Below are 15,446 nucleotides of genomic sequence, written 5' to 3'. Positions count from 1 at the left end.
CTGCTCCCTAGCCGACAGCCGTGAAGATGTCGATCGAGCCGGACTTGAGGGTGACGATCGCGCGCTTGGTGTCCTTGCGCTTGCCCATGCCGAACCGGGTACGGCGGGTCTTGCCCTGACGGTTCAGGGTGTTGATCGACGCCACCTGGACGTTGAAGATCTTCTCGATGGCGAGCTTGATCTCGGTCTTGTTCGAACGGGGGTCCACGATGAACGTGTACTTGCCCTCGTCGATCAGGCCGTAGCTCTTCTCCGAGACGACGGGCGCGATGATGATGTCGCGCGGGTCCTTGTTGTTCGCGGCGGCACTCATGCCGAGACCTCTTCCTTCTTCGCCGTCTTCGAGGCCACGAAGGACTCGAGTGCAGCGGTGCTGAAGACGATGTCGTCCGAGACGAGCACGTCGTAGGCGTTCAGCTGGTCGACGCGCAGCACGTGCACGGTCGGGATGTTCCGCACAGCGCGCTGCGAGAGCTCTTCACCGGGCGCGAGCACGATGAGGAAGCGCTTCGCCGGAGCGATCGCTGCGAGGAGCGCGACGGCTTCCTTGGTCTTCGGCGTCTCGCTGGCCGTGAAGGCGGTGACCGCGTGGACACGGCCGCCGCGAGCGCGGTCGGAGAGCGAGCCGAGGAGGGCCGCTGCGATCATCTTCTTGGGGGTGCGCTGCGAGTAGTCGCGCGGCTGCGGGCCGTGCACGACGCCACCGCCGGTCATCTGAGGAGCGCGGATCGAACCCTGACGGGCGCGGCCGGTGCCCTTCTGCTTGAACGGCTTGCGACCGGCGCCGGAAACCTCGCCGCGGGTCTTGGTCTTGTGCGTACCCTGGCGCGCTGCTGCGAGCTGGGCCACGACGACCTGGTGGATGAGCGGGACGTTGGTCTGCACGTCGAAGAGTTCGGCGGGCAGCTCGACCGAGCCGGACTTCTTGCCGGTCGCGTCGAGCACGTCAATGGTGTTGGCGGTAGCCATGGACTACGCCCCCTTCACTGCGTTGCGGACGAAAACGAGACGGCCGCGAGCACCGGGAACCGCGCCCTTGACGAGCAGCAGGCCCTTCTCGGCGTCGACGGCGTGCACGCGGAGGTTGAGCACGGTCACGCGCTCGCCACCCATGCGGCCGGCCATGCGCATGCCCTTGAAGACGCGGCTGGGCGTCGACGAGGCACCGATGGAACCGGGCTTGCGGTGGTTGCGGTGCGAACCGTGCGAAGCGGAGACACCCTTGAAGTTGTGGCGCTTCATGACACCGGCGAAGCCCTTGCCCTTGCTCGTGCCGACGACGTCGACGAGCTGGCCGGCCTCGAAGGCACCCTCGACGGGGAGCTCCTGGCCGAGGGAGTACGACGCGGCGTCCGCGGTGCGGACCTCGGTCAGGTGGCGACGGGGGGTCACGCCTGCGGCGGCGAAGTGACCGGTCGCGGGCTGGTTGACCTTGCGCGGGTCGATGGCGCCTGCAGCGATCTGCACAGCCTCGTAGCCGTCCTTGTCGACGGTGCGGAGCTGGGTGACCACGTTGGGGGCGATCTCGATGACGGTCACGGGCACGAGCTTGTTGTTCTCGTCCCACACCTGGGTCATGCCGAGCTTGGTGCCGAGCAGACCCTTCACGTTCTTGGTAGCGGAAGACATCTGTTACCTCAGAGCTTGATCTCGATGTTGACGTCGGCCGGCAGGTCGAGTCGCATGAGCGAGTCGACGGCCTTGGGCGTCGGGTCCACGATGTCGATGAGACGCTTGTGGGTGCGCATCTCGAAGTGCTCGCGGCTGTCCTTGTACTTGTGGGGCGATCGGATGACGCACACCACGTTCTTCTCCGTCGGAAGCGGCACGGGGCCGACGACCGTGGCGCCCGCGCGGGTCACCGTGTCGACGATCTTGCGCGCCGAGGTGTCGATGACCTCGTGGTCATACGACTTCAGTCGAATGCGGATCTTCTGTCCCGCCATTGCTGACTCTCTCTCTGTCAAGGCGTCTTACCCCTTCCGAGGGCATCGGACGCCGCGTAGCTACTCCGTGTGAAGCACCACTGTTCTTCTGTCAAAGGCCGGTGATCGAGCCTGTCGAAACCACCCGCCCGGATGAACCGGGGCGGTGCTCTCGACACGCTCGACCTTCGAGCCCGCCGACGCGCACGAAGACATGGTCGCCCATGGCGTTGTGAGTGTCGGTTTGTCTGTTCTCCTGCCTGCGGCCTAACCTGACCCCTGCGTGAGCCCCGTTGGAACGGGGTGAGCCGGGTGGTTATGCACTGCCTGACAGTGATCCGATCAGCGCGCACGAGTGCACGCGTTCGAAATGTTGAACTCAACGAGTTTGCCACAATGAGTGCCTTCATGCAACCCGGGCGTGTCGCGCTCATCCGGTTCACAGGGATGTCGCAGACGAGCACGCTCCGGCCCCGCGTCATCCGTGATGGAATCGACATGACGACCAGGACTGGAGGCGTACATGACCGAGCACGCGCATCAGGTGAGCGACCGCATCGGACCGGGCAGCGTCTCGGTCACCCGAACCGGCCCACGCACGTTCGAGGGCATGAACGAACGAGGTTCGACAGTGCGCATCGGGCCTGAGGAGGCCGAGGGTCACTTCACACCCGGCGAGCTGCTGAAACTCGCCCTCGCGGGCTGCGCCGGCATGAGCGCCGACCGGGTCACCGCGCGGCGCCTCGGGGAGGACTTCGCGATGACGGTGTGGGCGCACGGCACCTCCGGCCCCGACAACCGGTACTCCCGGGTCGACGAGGAGCTGCTGCTCGACCTCTCCTCGCTCGACGAGGCGGAACGCGCGAAGCTCATCGAGCTCATGGTCAAGTCGATCGACAAGGCCTGCACCGTGGCCCGCAGCGTGCACGGCAGCATCGAACTCGGGACGACGATCGACGGCACGCCCGTCTGATCCTGCTCAGTCGCGATCGCTGCGCGAGCACGCGACGTTGCGCTCGGCGGCGACGCTGGGGGCGACCATGCCCGCACCGACGACGAGGGCGATCACCGCGGCCATGCCTCCGAGCACGACCGAGGGGCGCGCCCGCAGCCCGTGCGTCGGGGTGCGGAACGGGTCTTCGATGTAGCGTTTCGAGAGGCCGGCGACGAGGAACGAGAACGCCACGAGGAGCACCATCAGCCACGGCGGGCTCGGCAGACCGGTGAGGTACGGCACGAACATGAAGATCGGCCAGTGCCAGAGGTAGAGCGAGTACGACACGTCGCCCATCCACTGCACCGGTGGCAGCGCGGCGAGCCGCGCAGGCGACCAGGCGAGCTGCGGCATCCCGGCCCAGATCACCGCGAGCGTTCCGACCACGGGCGCGAGCACGATCGCGCCGGGGAAGTAGTCCGGCGACCGGAATGCGACGATCGGGACGACGATGACCACGAGCCCGGCGATCGAGACGGCGGCACGCAGGGGCTCGTGGCCGCGAAGCGGTGTGGCGGCGACCAGCGCGAGCAGCCCGCCGACGCCGAACTCCCACATGCGCGTGAACGTCGAGAAGTACGCGAGAGCAGGCTCCTGCACCGTCAGCACGATGCAGTGCACGAATGACGCGGCGGTCACCGCGCCGAGCAGGGGCAGGAGCACTCGACGCGAGCCGACTCCCCTGCGCGCGGCGAACCAGATCGCGACGATCAGCAGCAGCGGCCAGAACAGGTAGAACTGCTCCTCCACTGACAACGACCAGAAGTGCTGAACCGGCGTCGATTCGAGGTCCGCCCGGCGCGGGATCTGGGAGTCGATCGCGAGCTGCCAGTTCTCGTAGTACAGCGCGCTCGCGACGATCTCCCTGAACCAGGATCGCCACTCGCGCTGCGGAACGAGCGCGATGGTGAGCACCGATACCGCCGCGAGCACGATCAGCGCGGCCGGGAGGATCCGCCGAGCCCGCCGGAGGTAGAAGGTGCGGAGCGAGATGCGTCCCCGCCGCTCTGCATCACGGAGAAGAAGCCCGGTGATCAGGAACCCCGAGACCACGAAGAACACGTCGACGCCCATGTAGCCGGCCGGCGCGACGGCAGGCCACCCGTGGTGGAGCACGACCGCCCCGACGGCGAGCGCCCGTAGAGCCTGAATCTCTGGGCGAACCGTCGATCGAGCCAATGGCGAGGGGGAAGTTGCCATCGGTTCCAGATTAGAACCCGCGCCCCGCGCACGGAAGGGCAGGATCCGTTGGCAGGAAACCTGCCAAGCCCCGCGGGTACACGAAAGGGGCCGGGCCCGAAGCATCCGAACGGTCCCGACCCCCGGCGTGGGTACACGAAAGGGGCCGGGCCCGAAGCATCCGAACGGTCCCGACCCCCGGCGTGGGTACACGAAAGGGGCCGGGCCCGAAGCATCCGAACGGTCCCGACCCCCGGCGTGGGTACACGAAAGGGGCCGGGCCCGAAGCATCCGAACGGTCCCGACCCCCGGCGTGGGTACACGAAAGGGGCCGGGCCCGAAGGCCCGACCCCTGTCGGCGATCAGTAGGTGAACCTACTTGACGATCTTGGTGACCGTACCGGCACCCACGGTCCGTCCACCCTCACGGATGGCGAAGCCGAGGCCCTCTTCCATGGCGATGGGCTGGATCAGCTCAACGGTCATGTCGGTGGTGTCGCCGGGCATGACCATCTCGGTGCCCTCGGGCAGCGTGATGACGCCGGTGACGTCGGTGGTGCGGAAGTAGAACTGCGGACGGTAGTTCGCGTAGAACGGGTTGTGACGCCCGCCTTCCTCCTTGGAGAGGATGTACGCGGTGCCCTCGAAGTTCGTGTGCGGGGTGACCGAGCCGGGTGCGACGACGACCTGGCCGCGCTCCACGTCTTCGCGCTTGGTGCCGCGAAGGAGCAGACCGCAGTTCTCGCCGGCCCATGCCTCGTCGAGCTGCTTGTGGAACATCTCGATACCGGTGACCGTGGTCTTCTGCGTCGGGCGGATGCCGACGATCTCGACCTCGGAGTTGATCTTCAGCGTGCCACGCTCGGCGCGGCCCGTGACGACGGTTCCACGACCGGTGATCGTGAAGACGTCCTCGACCGGCATGAGGAAGGGCTTGTCCTTGTCGCGCACGGGGTCGGGGATCGACTCGTCGACGGCGGTCATGAGGTCGAGGACCGACTGGACCCACTTCTCGTCGCCTTCGAGGGCCTTGAGGCCCGAGACCTGCACGACGGGAGCGTTGTCGCCGTCGAAGCCCTGGCTCGAGAGCAGCTCGCGGACCTCGAGCTCGACGAGCTCGAGGATCTCCTCGTCGTCGACCATGTCGGACTTGTTGAGCGCGACGAGCAGGTAGGGCACGCCGACCTGCTTGGCGAGCAGCACGTGCTCGCGCGTCTGAGCCATCGGGCCGTCGGTCGCCGCGACCACGAGGATCGCGCCGTCCATCTGAGCCGCACCGGTGATCATGTTCTTGATGTAGTCGGCGTGACCCGGGGCGTCGACGTGCGCGTAGTGGCGCTTCGGCGTCTCGTACTCGACGTGCGAGATGTTGATCGTGATGCCGCGCTGGCGCTCTTCGGGAGCGGAGTCGATCGACGCGAAGTCGCGCTGCACGTTGGTGGCCGACGGGTACTTGTCGGCGAGCACCTTCGAGATCGCTGCGGTGAGCGTGGTCTTGCCGTGGTCGACGTGACCGATCGTTCCGATGTTGACGTGCGGCTTGGTCCGCTCGAACTTGGCCTTAGCCACTGTGGGTCCTCCTCAGGACTCGTGTAGAACCGCCGGGCGCTGGATTGCGACCGGAGGTCTACGGGGGTTGTGTTGATATGTTACGCGAACCGGAAGGTTCGTGCGTATCGGACTATTCGCCCTTGTTCTTCTGGACGATCTCGTCGGCCACAGCCTTCGGGACCTCCGCGTAGCTCTGGAACTCCATCGAGTACACCGCGCGACCAGAGGTCTTCGACCGAAGGTCGCCGATGTAACCGAACATCTCCGAGAGCGGGACGTGCGCACGCACGACCTTCACGCCTGCGGCATCCTCCATGGACTGGATCTGACCGCGACGCGAGTTCAGGTCGCCGATGACGTCGCCCATGTACTCCTCAGGAGTGCGGACTTCGACGGACATCAGCGGTTCGAGCAGAACGGGGTTCGCCTTGCGAGCGGCTTCCTTGAAGCCCATCGAGCCGGCGATCTTGAACGCCATCTCCGAGGAGTCGACGTCGTGGGCGGCACCGTCGAGGATCGACGCCTTGACGCCGACCATCGGGTATCCGGCGAGGATGCCGTACTGCATGGCATCGCGGAAGCCCGCATCGATCGAGGGGATGTACTCGCGGGGGATGCGGCCACCGGTGACCTTGTTCTCGAACTCGTAGATCTTGTCGCCTTCGATCTCGAGCGGCTCGATCGCGAACTGGATCTTCGCGAACTGGCCGGAACCACCGGTCTGCTTCTTGTGGGTGTAGTCGTGCTTCTCGACCGCGCGCTTGATCGTCTCGCGGTACGCGACCTGGGGCTTGCCCACGTTGGCCTCGACGTTGAACTCGCGCTTCATGCGGTCGACCAGGATGTCGAGGTGGAGCTCGCCCATGCCCTTGATGACCGTCTGACCGGTCTCCTGGTTCTGCTCCGTACGGAAGGTCGGGTCCTCTTCGGCGAGCTTCTGGATCGCCGTGCCGAGCTTCTCCTGGTCGGCCTTGGTCTTCGGCTCGATGGCGACCTCGATGACGGGCTCGGGGAAGGTCATCGACTCGAGGACGACCTGGTTGTTCGGGTCGCAGAGGGTGTCACCGGTGGTGGTGTCCTTCAGGCCGATCACCGCGTAGATGTTGCCGGCGGTCACCGAGTCGATCGGGATCTCCTTGTTGGCGTGCATCTGGAAGATCTTGCCGATGCGCTCCTTCTTGCCCTTGGTCGAGTTGACGACCTGGGCGCCGCTGTCGAGGCGACCGGAGTAGACGCGCACGTAGGTGAGGCGACCGAAGAACGGGTGCACGGCGACCTTGAACGCGAGGGCCGTGAAGGGCTCCGACGCGTCGGCGTGACGCATGACGATCTTCTCTTCGTCGCGAGCGTCGTGCGCCTCGATGGCGGGCACGTCGAGCGGCGACGGGAGGTAGTCGATGACAGCGTCGAGCATGGGCTGCACGCCGCGGTTCTTGAACGCCGAACCGCAGAGCACGGGGTAGATCTCGGAGTTGACGGTCAGCTTGCGGATCGCGGCCTTGATCTCGGCCACGGTCAGCTCTTCGCCGCCGAAGTACTTCTCCATCAGCGCGTCGTCGGTCTCGGCGACGACCTCGAGCAGGGCGGTGCGGTACTCGGCGGCCTTGTCGACGAGGTCGGCGGGGATCTCCTCGATGGCGTACTCGGCGCCCATCTTGACGTCACCCTTTGCGTCGCCGCGCCACGTGAGTGCACGCATCTCGACCAGGTCGACGACGCCCTCGAACGAGGACTCCGAACCGATCGGGAGCTGCAGCACGAGCGGCTTCGCGCCGAGGCGGCTGATGATGGTGTCGACCGTGAAGTAGAAGTCGGCGCCGAGCTTGTCCATCTTGTTGACGAAGCAGATGCGCGGGACGTCGTACTTGTCGGCCTGGCGCCAGACGGTCTCGGACTGGGGCTCGACGCCCTCCTTGCCGTCGAAGACGGCGACCGCACCATCGAGCACGCGGAGCGAACGCTCGACCTCGACCGTGAAGTCCACGTGGCCGGGGGTGTCGATGATGTTGATCTGGTTCTTGTTCCAGTAGCAGGTCACGGCGGCAGACGTGATCGTGATGCCGCGTTCCTTCTCCTGCTCCATCCAGTCGGTCGTCGAGGCACCGTCGTGGGTCTCGCCGATCTTGTGGTTGACGCCCGTGTAGAACAGGATGCGCTCGGTCGTGGTGGTCTTGCCGGCATCGATGTGCGCCATGATGCCGATGTTGCGGACCTTGTTCAGGTCGGTGAGCACGTCTTGTGCCACGGGGGTTCCTCCGGAGATTCAGGAAGGGAAAGGGAGTGGGAGCGGATGCCGCGAGCCGAGGCCCGCGACATCCGCTCTGCCTGCTACCAGCGGTAGTGGGCCCGACGAATGCCAGCCGCGGGGGAAGGCATCCGCTCTGCCTGCTACCAGCGGTAGTGGGCGAAGGCGCGGTTCGACTCGGCCATCTTGTGGGTGTCTTCGCGGCGCTTGACCGCGGCACCCAGGCCGTTCGATGCGTCGAGGATCTCGTTGGTGAGACGCTCGGTCATCGTCTTCTCGCGACGAGCCTTGGCGTAGCTGGTGAGCCAGCGGAGAGCCAGGGTGTTGGCGCGGTGGGGCTTGACCTCGACGGGGACCTGGTAGGTCGAACCGCCGACGCGGCGCGAACGCACCTCGAGGGTCGGGCGCACGTTGTCGAGCGCCTTCTTCAGGGTGGCGACGGCGTCCTGGCCGTTCTTCTCGGCGACGTTCGAGAGCGCTTCGTAGACGATGCGCTGCGCGAGGTCCTTCTTGCCGTCGACGAGGATCTTGTTGACGAGCTGGCTGACGACGGGCGACCCGTAGACGGGGTCGGCGACGACGGGGCGCTTCGGAGCGGGTCCCTTACGAGGCATTACTTCTTCTCCATCTTCGCGCCGTACTTGCTGCGGCCCTGCTTGCGGTTCTTCACGGCCTGCGTGTCGAGCGCGCCGCGGACGATCTTGTAGCGCACACCGGGGAGGTCCTTGACACGACCGCCGCGGATGAGCACCATCGAGTGCTCCTGCAGGTTGTGGCCCTCACCGGGGATGTAGGCGGTGACCTCGGTGCCGTTGGAGAGCTTCACACGAGCGACCTTGCGGAGCGCGGAGTTCGGCTTCTTCGGGGTGGTGGTGTACACACGCGTGCACACGCCGCGCTGCTGGGGGTTCGCCTTCAGGGCGGGAGCCTTGGTCTTGGTGACCTTCGGCGAGCGGCCCTTGCGGACCAACTGCTGAATGGTTGGCACTGCTTCTCCTTGTTGGTGCTGCACGGTGACAGCGTTTGATGGAATTCACATCACGACCCACCGGCACCGCAGAGTTGCAGCGCCTTTGTTGGTGGGTATGCCGTGGGGGCGAATCGCCCGATGCGTGCGAATCATCTCGGCCCGTCTCACGCCGGTGTTGCAGGCACGATTCGAGCGCGCGACAACGCGCACACCCGATCAATGGTAATGCGCCGTAACCTCGTGGTCAAATGGCGCCGGATGAGGCTCCGATGAGACGGCCGGAGAAGGGTGTCTCGAAACCCGGACTCCGCCGCACGCAGCCGACTCAGAACAGGCCGCGGCGCAGCGCCTCGAGCGCGAGCTCGTCGTCGAATTCCCCAACGGCACGGAGCGCCCGGACGCCGTCGATCGCGGCCCGCCGGCGCGGCTCGCGCTGCGCGCTCGGCTCATCCGCGAATACCCGCGCCGCGTCGACGTAGAGACGGTCGTCGAGTCGGTCGAGCGCCGCGAAGAGCGCCTTGGCGGCTTTCGCGTACCGCTCCGGATCGGCCGCAGCGACGGCGGCGCGGCTTCGTCGGCCCGACACACCCGCCCCGGTCTGGAGCACCGCCCCGGCGAGCGCCATCACCGCGCCCAGCACGACCGGCGGGCTGACGTAGCCGCCCTCGTCGTCGATCACCCGCCACGCGATGAAGGCCACCGCGAGGTACCCGAGCACGGCGGCGAAGATGGAGAAGCCCGGGCTCTCGGCAAGGCGCGGGCGCTCGACCAGGCGCGGCTCGACGAGCACCATCCACACCGCGGCGGAGAGCACGAGAACGCCGGCCAGCACCGCGGCGGTGTCGAGGTCGAAGAACGGGCTGTGGCTGCGCCGGCTGCTCAGCAGCATGACCGGCCCGCCGATCGCGGCCACGATCGCCAAGGCGTCCACCCACATCGGCGATGCGCCCGTGCGTCGCTCGTCGCCAGTCGGGCGGGCGGCCGGAGCCGCGACGCCGAGCGGGAGCCGGCCCTCGGCGGACGCCTGATCGAGCGCGTCTCGCTCCGCCCGGTCGTCGCGCAGCAGCCCTTCGATGTCGGGACGGGTGGAGTCGTCGCACGCGGCCGACTGGATCCCGACCATGGTGCGGGCGACCGACGAGACGTCGAGCCCGCCGTCGGCCACGACCTTCCGAACGCGTCGAAGCGCGTGCTCGGGCGCGGGGCGTTCGACTTCGTCGAGTCCGCCCTCGCCGAGGGCGCTCACGAGCACCCGCCGCCAATCGTGTTCGCCCTGCCGCGGACGGTCCTCCGATTCGTTCACGCCGCGAGTGTAGTGGGCGCCGAGCACGACGCGCTCAGCTCGGGGCGCCCCCGGACGACCAGCCGGGCGAGTCGAGTTCGCGGTCGAGATCGGCGAGCAGGTCTTCGATCTGCGGCTCGACGAGACGCTCGACGGCGTTGCCGATGCGGTAGCGGTGCTGGGCGAGCTCGACGCAGATCCGGCGGCCGAGCTGCTTGGCGAAGTCGTCGGCGAGGCGCACCTCCTCGCGGAGCGCCTCCTTCTCCTGGGGCGTGAAGGGGCGCGGTGCCGGTTCGGCGGCTTCGGCCGCGGCATCCGCTTCGAGGCCCGACAGCGTGAAGAGGAACGGCTGGTCGGGCAGCGGCTCTGGGTCGACGTCGAGGCCCAGGAACTCGGGCTCGAGGCCCTCACCCGCACGGTACGGACGCCGGGCCTTCCGCTCCTCTGCGAGCCGGATCTCGCGATGCAGCATCGGCAGGTTGCGTGCGGTGTAGTCGTCGACCGCGAGGTCGATGACCCCCTTCATGCGCATCGAGAAGGCGTGCTGCACCGGGTGCGGCACGTCGACGTCGAGGCCGGCGGCAGCGAGGATCGGGGAACCGAAGCAGCGGGTGCACAGGCGCACGCGCGCGCGATGCGTCCCGGGTCGCCACCGGGGCAGCCACGCCAGCCACCGGTCGACCTCGTGACTCACGCGCGCCTCGATCGAACCCTGCATCAGGTTCACGATACTGCCGGGGCGCGTTCCGCGTCACCGGATGGCGAGCGGATGGCGCGCCGACGCGCCGCTCACTCGTCTTCGTCGCGCTCCCACGGCCACCGCGGGCGCTCCATGCCGGAGTCGCGACCACGCGCCACGAGCACGGCGAAGGCCGCGGTCACCGCGGCGAGCGCGGGAATGAGCAGACCGAACCAGCCGATGCCGAATCCGAGGCCGAACAGCAGCGCGGCGAGCAGGGTGCTGCCCTCGCTCGCGAGGGCGTAGCCGACGACCGAGACGACGACGAAGACGAGCCACGTCCAGACCGCGGAGAACAGGACGCTCGACCAGATCCGCTCGGGACGCCGGAGCGTGACGGCGAGGGTGAGCAGCAGCGCGATGACGGATGCCCCGATCGCCGCCGGTGCCACGAAGAGCCCTGCCTCGGGGTCGACGACCACCTCGACGCCCGTGAAGAGGCTCACGAACCCGTACGCGCAGACGACGAGGGCGAGATCGAGCGCCGCGGCGAAGGCGGCGACGATCCAGGCCGTACGGCGTGGGTCCATGCCATCGAGCGTACGCCGCACGCGGACGACCGTGGCTCGCCGGGTCGTCTCGGCCGGTCCGGCCCGACCACTCCCCCGCCGTCGATGGAGCCGGGAGATGTCGCGAGCGGGAAGGGTGTCAGCGTGCGATCGCGGGTGGCGCATCGAGCAGCTCCGCCCATGCGCCCCATCGGGGCACCGGCCGGACTGCTTCCGCGATCTCGACGGGTGGCATCTCGGCCGTGTCGATCGTCTCGGACCCCTTCGATGAGAGCGTCAACCGCCGCGATCCGTCGGCGCCGATGTCGGTCCGCGCAGTCAATGCGGGCTCATCTCCCGCGGCCACCGGCTTGTCGTAGTCCATGATCGACACCCGATCGAGCAACATGTGGTCACCGACCTGATGCCACCGCATCGTGAGATCTGGAACACCGGGCGGCACCTGCCGGGAAACGTGAAACCCCGGATTCGGCCCGCAGGCGACGACCACGACCACTCTCGGCACACCGGACTCCTCCGGCCCGACGAGCGTCAACTCACCGCCGACCTCGTGCATCACCCGGCGTGCCTCGTCTTCGCGGATCCACGACGACGACGTCACCGCATCCTGTCGAACCGGGTCGAAGCGGCCGCAGAACCGGAACCCACCCGAACCGGCCGGCGCACCGGCTCTCGACGCAACCTCCGCGTCCGGATCGCCCACGGCAGAGGTCGATGGCTCTCCAGGCGGCACTGCCGGTTGCGGTGCGGCCGCCGTGCTTTCAGGCCGTGCTGCAGCGGACGATCGACCAACGTCATCACGCATCTCAACGAACACCGCATCAATCTGGGCGGCACTCCGGACACCCTCGGGGAACATCGACGGGTCGAGCAGCTCGTTCCACATGCCCCAGGCGGGCTCGGCTCGACCCGGATTCGAGATGCCCAGCGGCGCCAGTTCAGATGCAGGCTCGGTCACCCAGCTGCCCCGGACCCCGGGATCGGTACGGAACGCGCGCGTCAGGTAGACGGAACCGTCTGGCCTGATCCGCGCTGTCGTCGAAACGAGAGCCTCGTCCCATTCCTCAGCGGGCTCGGGGAAGACCATCGCGTGCACGACATCGAGGGCCAGCCCGTCGCCGGTGTTCTTCCACCACAGTTCGAGATCGCAGAAGATCGGCGGCAGGAATCGCTGCACCGTGTAGGACGGAGACGCACCGCACGTGATCACCACCACGTACGGCACCCGTCCCGTCATGGGATCTGCGGGCGGCACCGCGGTCAGCTCCGCGCCCGCGGAGTGCCACCGCCTCTGCGCCTCTGCCTCATCGATCCACGTCCACTGCGGATCCGACGGCGGGCGCTGCGTCTGCGCACTGAAGCGACCGCAGAACCGGAACTCAACCACCAGACACCACTCCACTCTCGACGGAAAGCCGCCGCACCGCACCATCAACGCGAGGCTCGAACACGATATCGCCGGCTGCGTCACGAGCGAGTCGGCTGCAGTGAGCGCGATGAACGTCGAACCGATCTGTCGCGAGGACTCGCTGAGATCGAGGGTCACTGCACCGTCGGTCCTTTCGTTCGTTCGTTCGCCTGTCCGTTCGCGGGCGTTTCGGCATGTTGACGGGCTCACCGTCGTCATCGAACCGGGAAAGGCAGTGCGTTCGCTCAGCCCGTGTGAGCAGGAATGTCGAAGCCGAGTTCGACGAACGGGGTGACGAGTACCGTGAACTGCTCGGCGGTCAGCCGCCGGCGCGTCACGATCGCTCGCGCTGCCGTGGAGATCACCGCCCGGGCATCCGAGTGGAGTCCGAAGAGGTGTTCGTCGAGTTCGTCGGCACGGGGAAGGAGCGCTGCTCGAATCCGATGATCGAGCTCGGAGTTCGCGCTCGCGGATGGACCCGCCGCATCGCTCGCCTCCTTGCCGCCCTCAGTCCACAGATCGACCTGGCGTTCGAACGCCACGTCGAGGGCCGCCGCAGGCAGCGCCGTCGCCGCGTCGACGAACCGCGTCGTCTCGGTGTCCAGCATCAGTTCGTCGCACCCGGAGTCATACGTGCGATCGTATCGAGGTCCCCGAACGCCGCGACGCACTGGTCAGAACTCGAGACCGACGTCTCGGTACGCACCGGTCAGAGACTGGAACTCGGCTTCCGTCAGCTGTGCTCGCTTCCAGATCGCCTGCGCGGCAACGCTCGTGTTGGCGATGCTCGCGCTGAGCGCACCGTTTCTCAGCCATCCGGAAGACCGCGGTCGCGAAGGGGTGCGTCACCGGCGCAGTGCCGGGCAACGGCGGCGGCGACGACGTGCTGACCAGGATGCCGCTCTCTTCTCGAAGCTCGAGCGCGAGTTGATCACCGGCGAACACCTGGTAGCGCCCCGGTGAGCGGTCGGGGCGCCGGAGCGTGACGGCCAGGGTCAGCAGCAGGGCGATGACGGATGCCCCGATCGCGGCCGGTGCGACGAAGAGCCCCGCCTCGAGGTCGACGACCACCTCGACACCGGTGAACAGGCTGACGAACCCGTACGCGCAGACGACGAGGGCGAGATCGAGCGCCGCGGCGAAGGCGGCGACGATCCAGGCCGTACGGCGTGGGTCCATGCCATCGAGCGTACGCCGCACACCGCCCAGGCCTCCAACCTCAGGTTCTGGTCTCTGAGCACCTGGATCTCGCCATGCAGACGATGCGCCTCAGCCACGCTGGCCGGCCATCATTCCAGCGAACAACGGCCGGCCCGCCGGGTGCAACAACGAGTCGATGATCTCGTCCGGCGACGCGTCCGCGTAGTGGGTGAACATCAGTGCCTCATCGGCTGTCGCCCGGTTGAAGACAACGAGGTGCCGGTCCTCCGGCGTGCCCCAGGCGACCTGGACCTCGCCTGGGGCGACATCCACTGCAAAGCCATCGGCACCGTCTTCGGGCTGCGACAGCACGCGGAGCAGGGGAAGGCCCCGCTCCGACCGCACCGTCGCGGCCATCTCGAATGCCAGAAACGTGAGTGCATCGAGGTACTGGTCGGCGCGAATCATCTCTCGGAGCCGCCCGCGATCCTCCGACCCGACATGAAACCGTTCGTCTACGCCCTTGGTCACGAGGTACAGAGTCTCCATGTTCCCGAGGGAAAGCACTTCGCCCTCCTCGAGCGGGAAGGTCATGTCCCCATGCCACTCGGCGAATTCGATCAGCCGCGTCTCGACGGCCGCAACAGATCGGTCAGGCGAGTTCATGCGGCGCCATCTCGAACCAGCCCCATCCCCGCTGGATGCGGTCACCCTCGACCACGGAATCGAGCCCCGCGAACGAAGCCAGCACGTCGTCCAAGCGATCGGCCCAACGCGCTTCGGCCGCGGCGACGACTTCGACGCCGCCGACGTCGACGGACCGCTCGACGAGTGCCGTCGTTGGCGTTGTCATCGATCACCTCGGAAGAGCACGGTGCCATCCGATTCGCGGATCACGGCGTCCACGGAGTCCTCCCCTACGACGGCGACCACACCCGGCGGCAACGACAGCACGCGGACCGCCTGCTTCCGGATGTGCAGCAACTCCGACGCCGGCACCGCCACCAGGTCCCCGACGCCGAGGCCCGAGGCGTCGTCGAGCGATGGGAACACGTCGACGAACCATCCGCTGTCGCCGGCGGACGGAGGCTCCCGGGTCATCGCCCAGCCCGGCGCGCTCAGGGCGCGTTTCGCGATGATGACCCGGTCCGCGAAGGTCGGCGGCACCCCGTCGACGCCCACCAGTTCCGCGAGCTGCACCTGCGCCGCCAGCGCCCACAGCCCGAGGGTGAGGTCGTCGGTCGACCCGCGATCGGCCGTCCCCGCATAGTGTGGCGTCACCACGACGAACCGCCGGTCACCCGTCTGCTTCAGCACGAACGGGCCCCATCCGATGTCGACGCGCACGCCGTCGGCCGGCTCGGATCCGCATTCCCGGAAGGCGGCGATCACGCCGTCGACGGCGCTCTGCAGCTCGGGCGGCGCCGACAGCGTCAGCGTCGCATCCTCGACCTGAACGACGGTCGACACCAGTGATTCGTTCTCGCCCATCTCACCCATCTCG

19 protein-coding genes are annotated in these 15,446 nt (G+C 67.6%); 1 reads left to right on the top strand and 18 read right to left on the bottom strand.

The features are described 5' to 3' along the window. Positions 1 to 7: 7 nt before the first annotated feature. From rplW to rpsJ, 4 genes are read right to left on the bottom strand one after another with little or no spacing between them, the layout of a single operon-like run. Complete coding sequence (rplW, locus tag JOE59_RS01545; RefSeq protein WP_074260106.1) at positions 8 to 313, bottom strand: 50S ribosomal protein L23; 306 nt, start codon at positions 311 to 313, stop codon at positions 8 to 10. Next, a complete protein-coding gene (gene rplD, locus JOE59_RS01540; protein ID WP_056010889.1) occupies positions 310 to 969 on the bottom strand; it encodes a 50S ribosomal protein L4 in 660 nt (219 codons plus the stop codon). The genes rplW and rplD overlap by 4 nt, the downstream gene beginning before the upstream one ends. A 3-nt stretch (positions 970 to 972) precedes the next feature. After that, positions 973 to 1,629 (bottom strand): 50S ribosomal protein L3, encoded by a 657-nt coding sequence (gene rplC, locus JOE59_RS01535; protein ID WP_204458661.1) that lies wholly within the window; start codon positions 1,627 to 1,629, stop codon positions 973 to 975. Positions 1,630 to 1,637: 8 nt separating this feature from the next. Further along, entirely contained in the window at positions 1,638 to 1,946 is a 309-nt protein-coding gene (gene rpsJ / locus JOE59_RS01530) for a 30S ribosomal protein S10 (protein WP_017201594.1), read from the bottom strand. Between the two features lie 502 nt (positions 1,947 to 2,448). Between rpsJ and JOE59_RS01525 the strand changes: the two genes are divergently transcribed. Continuing rightward, positions 2,449 to 2,898, top strand: a complete 450-nt coding sequence (locus JOE59_RS01525; RefSeq protein ID WP_204458660.1) for an OsmC family protein — start codon at positions 2,449 to 2,451, stop codon at positions 2,896 to 2,898. A 6-nt stretch (positions 2,899 to 2,904) separates the two neighbouring features. On the opposite strand, the gene JOE59_RS01520 is transcribed toward JOE59_RS01525, so the two are convergent. The 14 genes from JOE59_RS01520 to JOE59_RS01455 all read right to left on the bottom strand — a co-directional run bounded on the left by JOE59_RS01520 (position 2,905) and on the right by JOE59_RS01455 (position 15,433). After that, positions 2,905 to 4,119, bottom strand: a complete 1,215-nt coding sequence (locus JOE59_RS01520; RefSeq protein ID WP_204458659.1) for an acyltransferase family protein — start codon at positions 4,117 to 4,119, stop codon at positions 2,905 to 2,907. A gap of 354 nt (positions 4,120 to 4,473) precedes the next feature. Beyond that, complete coding sequence (tuf, locus tag JOE59_RS01515) at positions 4,474 to 5,667, bottom strand: elongation factor Tu (protein ID WP_204458658.1); 1,194 nt, start codon at positions 5,665 to 5,667, stop codon at positions 4,474 to 4,476. A gap of 112 nt (positions 5,668 to 5,779) precedes the next feature. Continuing rightward, the gene (gene fusA / locus JOE59_RS01510; protein WP_204458657.1) at positions 5,780 to 7,894 is read right to left on the bottom strand and encodes an elongation factor G; all 2,115 of its coding nucleotides are present in this window, start codon (positions 7,892 to 7,894) and stop codon (positions 5,780 to 5,782) included. Positions 7,895 to 8,037: 143 nt separating this feature from the next. Continuing rightward, the gene (gene rpsG, locus JOE59_RS01505) at positions 8,038 to 8,508 is read right to left on the bottom strand and encodes a 30S ribosomal protein S7 (protein ID WP_056010907.1); all 471 of its coding nucleotides are present in this window, start codon (positions 8,506 to 8,508) and stop codon (positions 8,038 to 8,040) included. Continuing rightward, positions 8,508 to 8,882 (bottom strand): 30S ribosomal protein S12, encoded by a 375-nt coding sequence (rpsL, locus tag JOE59_RS01500; protein ID WP_022893888.1) that lies wholly within the window; start codon positions 8,880 to 8,882, stop codon positions 8,508 to 8,510. The genes rpsG and rpsL overlap by 1 nt, the downstream gene beginning before the upstream one ends. Positions 8,883 to 9,189: 307 nt before the next feature. Then, a complete protein-coding gene (locus tag JOE59_RS01495) occupies positions 9,190 to 10,167 on the bottom strand; it encodes a hypothetical protein (RefSeq protein WP_204458656.1) in 978 nt (325 codons plus the stop codon). Between the two features lie 34 nt (positions 10,168 to 10,201). After that, a complete protein-coding gene (locus tag JOE59_RS01490) occupies positions 10,202 to 10,864 on the bottom strand; it encodes a spermidine/putrescine ABC transporter substrate-binding protein (protein ID WP_204458655.1) in 663 nt (220 codons plus the stop codon). 71 nt (positions 10,865 to 10,935) lie between these two features. Beyond that, the gene (locus tag JOE59_RS01485; RefSeq protein WP_204458654.1) at positions 10,936 to 11,415 is read right to left on the bottom strand and encodes a DUF6121 family protein; all 480 of its coding nucleotides are present in this window, start codon (positions 11,413 to 11,415) and stop codon (positions 10,936 to 10,938) included. A gap of 118 nt (positions 11,416 to 11,533) precedes the next feature. Beyond that, positions 11,534 to 12,940: a hypothetical protein gene (locus tag JOE59_RS01480; protein WP_204458653.1), complete on the bottom strand. Its 1,407-nt coding sequence runs from the start codon at positions 12,938 to 12,940 to the stop codon at positions 11,534 to 11,536. Positions 12,941 to 13,047: 107 nt separating this feature from the next. Further along, on the bottom strand, positions 13,048 to 13,410 hold the full coding sequence (locus JOE59_RS01475; protein WP_204458652.1) for a hypothetical protein: 363 nt from the start codon (positions 13,408 to 13,410) through the stop codon (positions 13,048 to 13,050). 19 nt (positions 13,411 to 13,429) lie between these two features. Next, on the bottom strand, positions 13,430 to 13,981 hold the full coding sequence (locus tag JOE59_RS01470; protein ID WP_204458651.1) for a DUF6121 family protein: 552 nt from the start codon (positions 13,979 to 13,981) through the stop codon (positions 13,430 to 13,432). Between the two features lie 90 nt (positions 13,982 to 14,071). After that, the gene (locus JOE59_RS01465; RefSeq protein ID WP_204458650.1) at positions 14,072 to 14,608 is read right to left on the bottom strand and encodes an Imm61 family immunity protein; all 537 of its coding nucleotides are present in this window, start codon (positions 14,606 to 14,608) and stop codon (positions 14,072 to 14,074) included. After that, the gene (locus tag JOE59_RS01460; RefSeq protein ID WP_204458649.1) at positions 14,595 to 14,795 is read right to left on the bottom strand and encodes a hypothetical protein; all 201 of its coding nucleotides are present in this window, start codon (positions 14,793 to 14,795) and stop codon (positions 14,595 to 14,597) included. The genes JOE59_RS01465 and JOE59_RS01460 overlap by 14 nt, the downstream gene beginning before the upstream one ends. Continuing rightward, the gene (locus tag JOE59_RS01455) at positions 14,792 to 15,433 is read right to left on the bottom strand and encodes an immunity protein Imm33 domain-containing protein (protein ID WP_204458648.1); all 642 of its coding nucleotides are present in this window, start codon (positions 15,431 to 15,433) and stop codon (positions 14,792 to 14,794) included. Before JOE59_RS01455 ends, JOE59_RS01460 begins: the two co-directional genes overlap by 4 nt. Positions 15,434 to 15,446 lie beyond the last annotated feature (13 nt).

The sequence above is a fragment of the Agromyces cerinus genome (assembly GCF_016907835.1).
Lineage (GTDB): Bacteria > Actinomycetota > Actinomycetes > Actinomycetales > Microbacteriaceae > Agromyces > Agromyces nitratus.
This window is presented reverse-complemented; position numbering and strand designations above follow the sequence as displayed.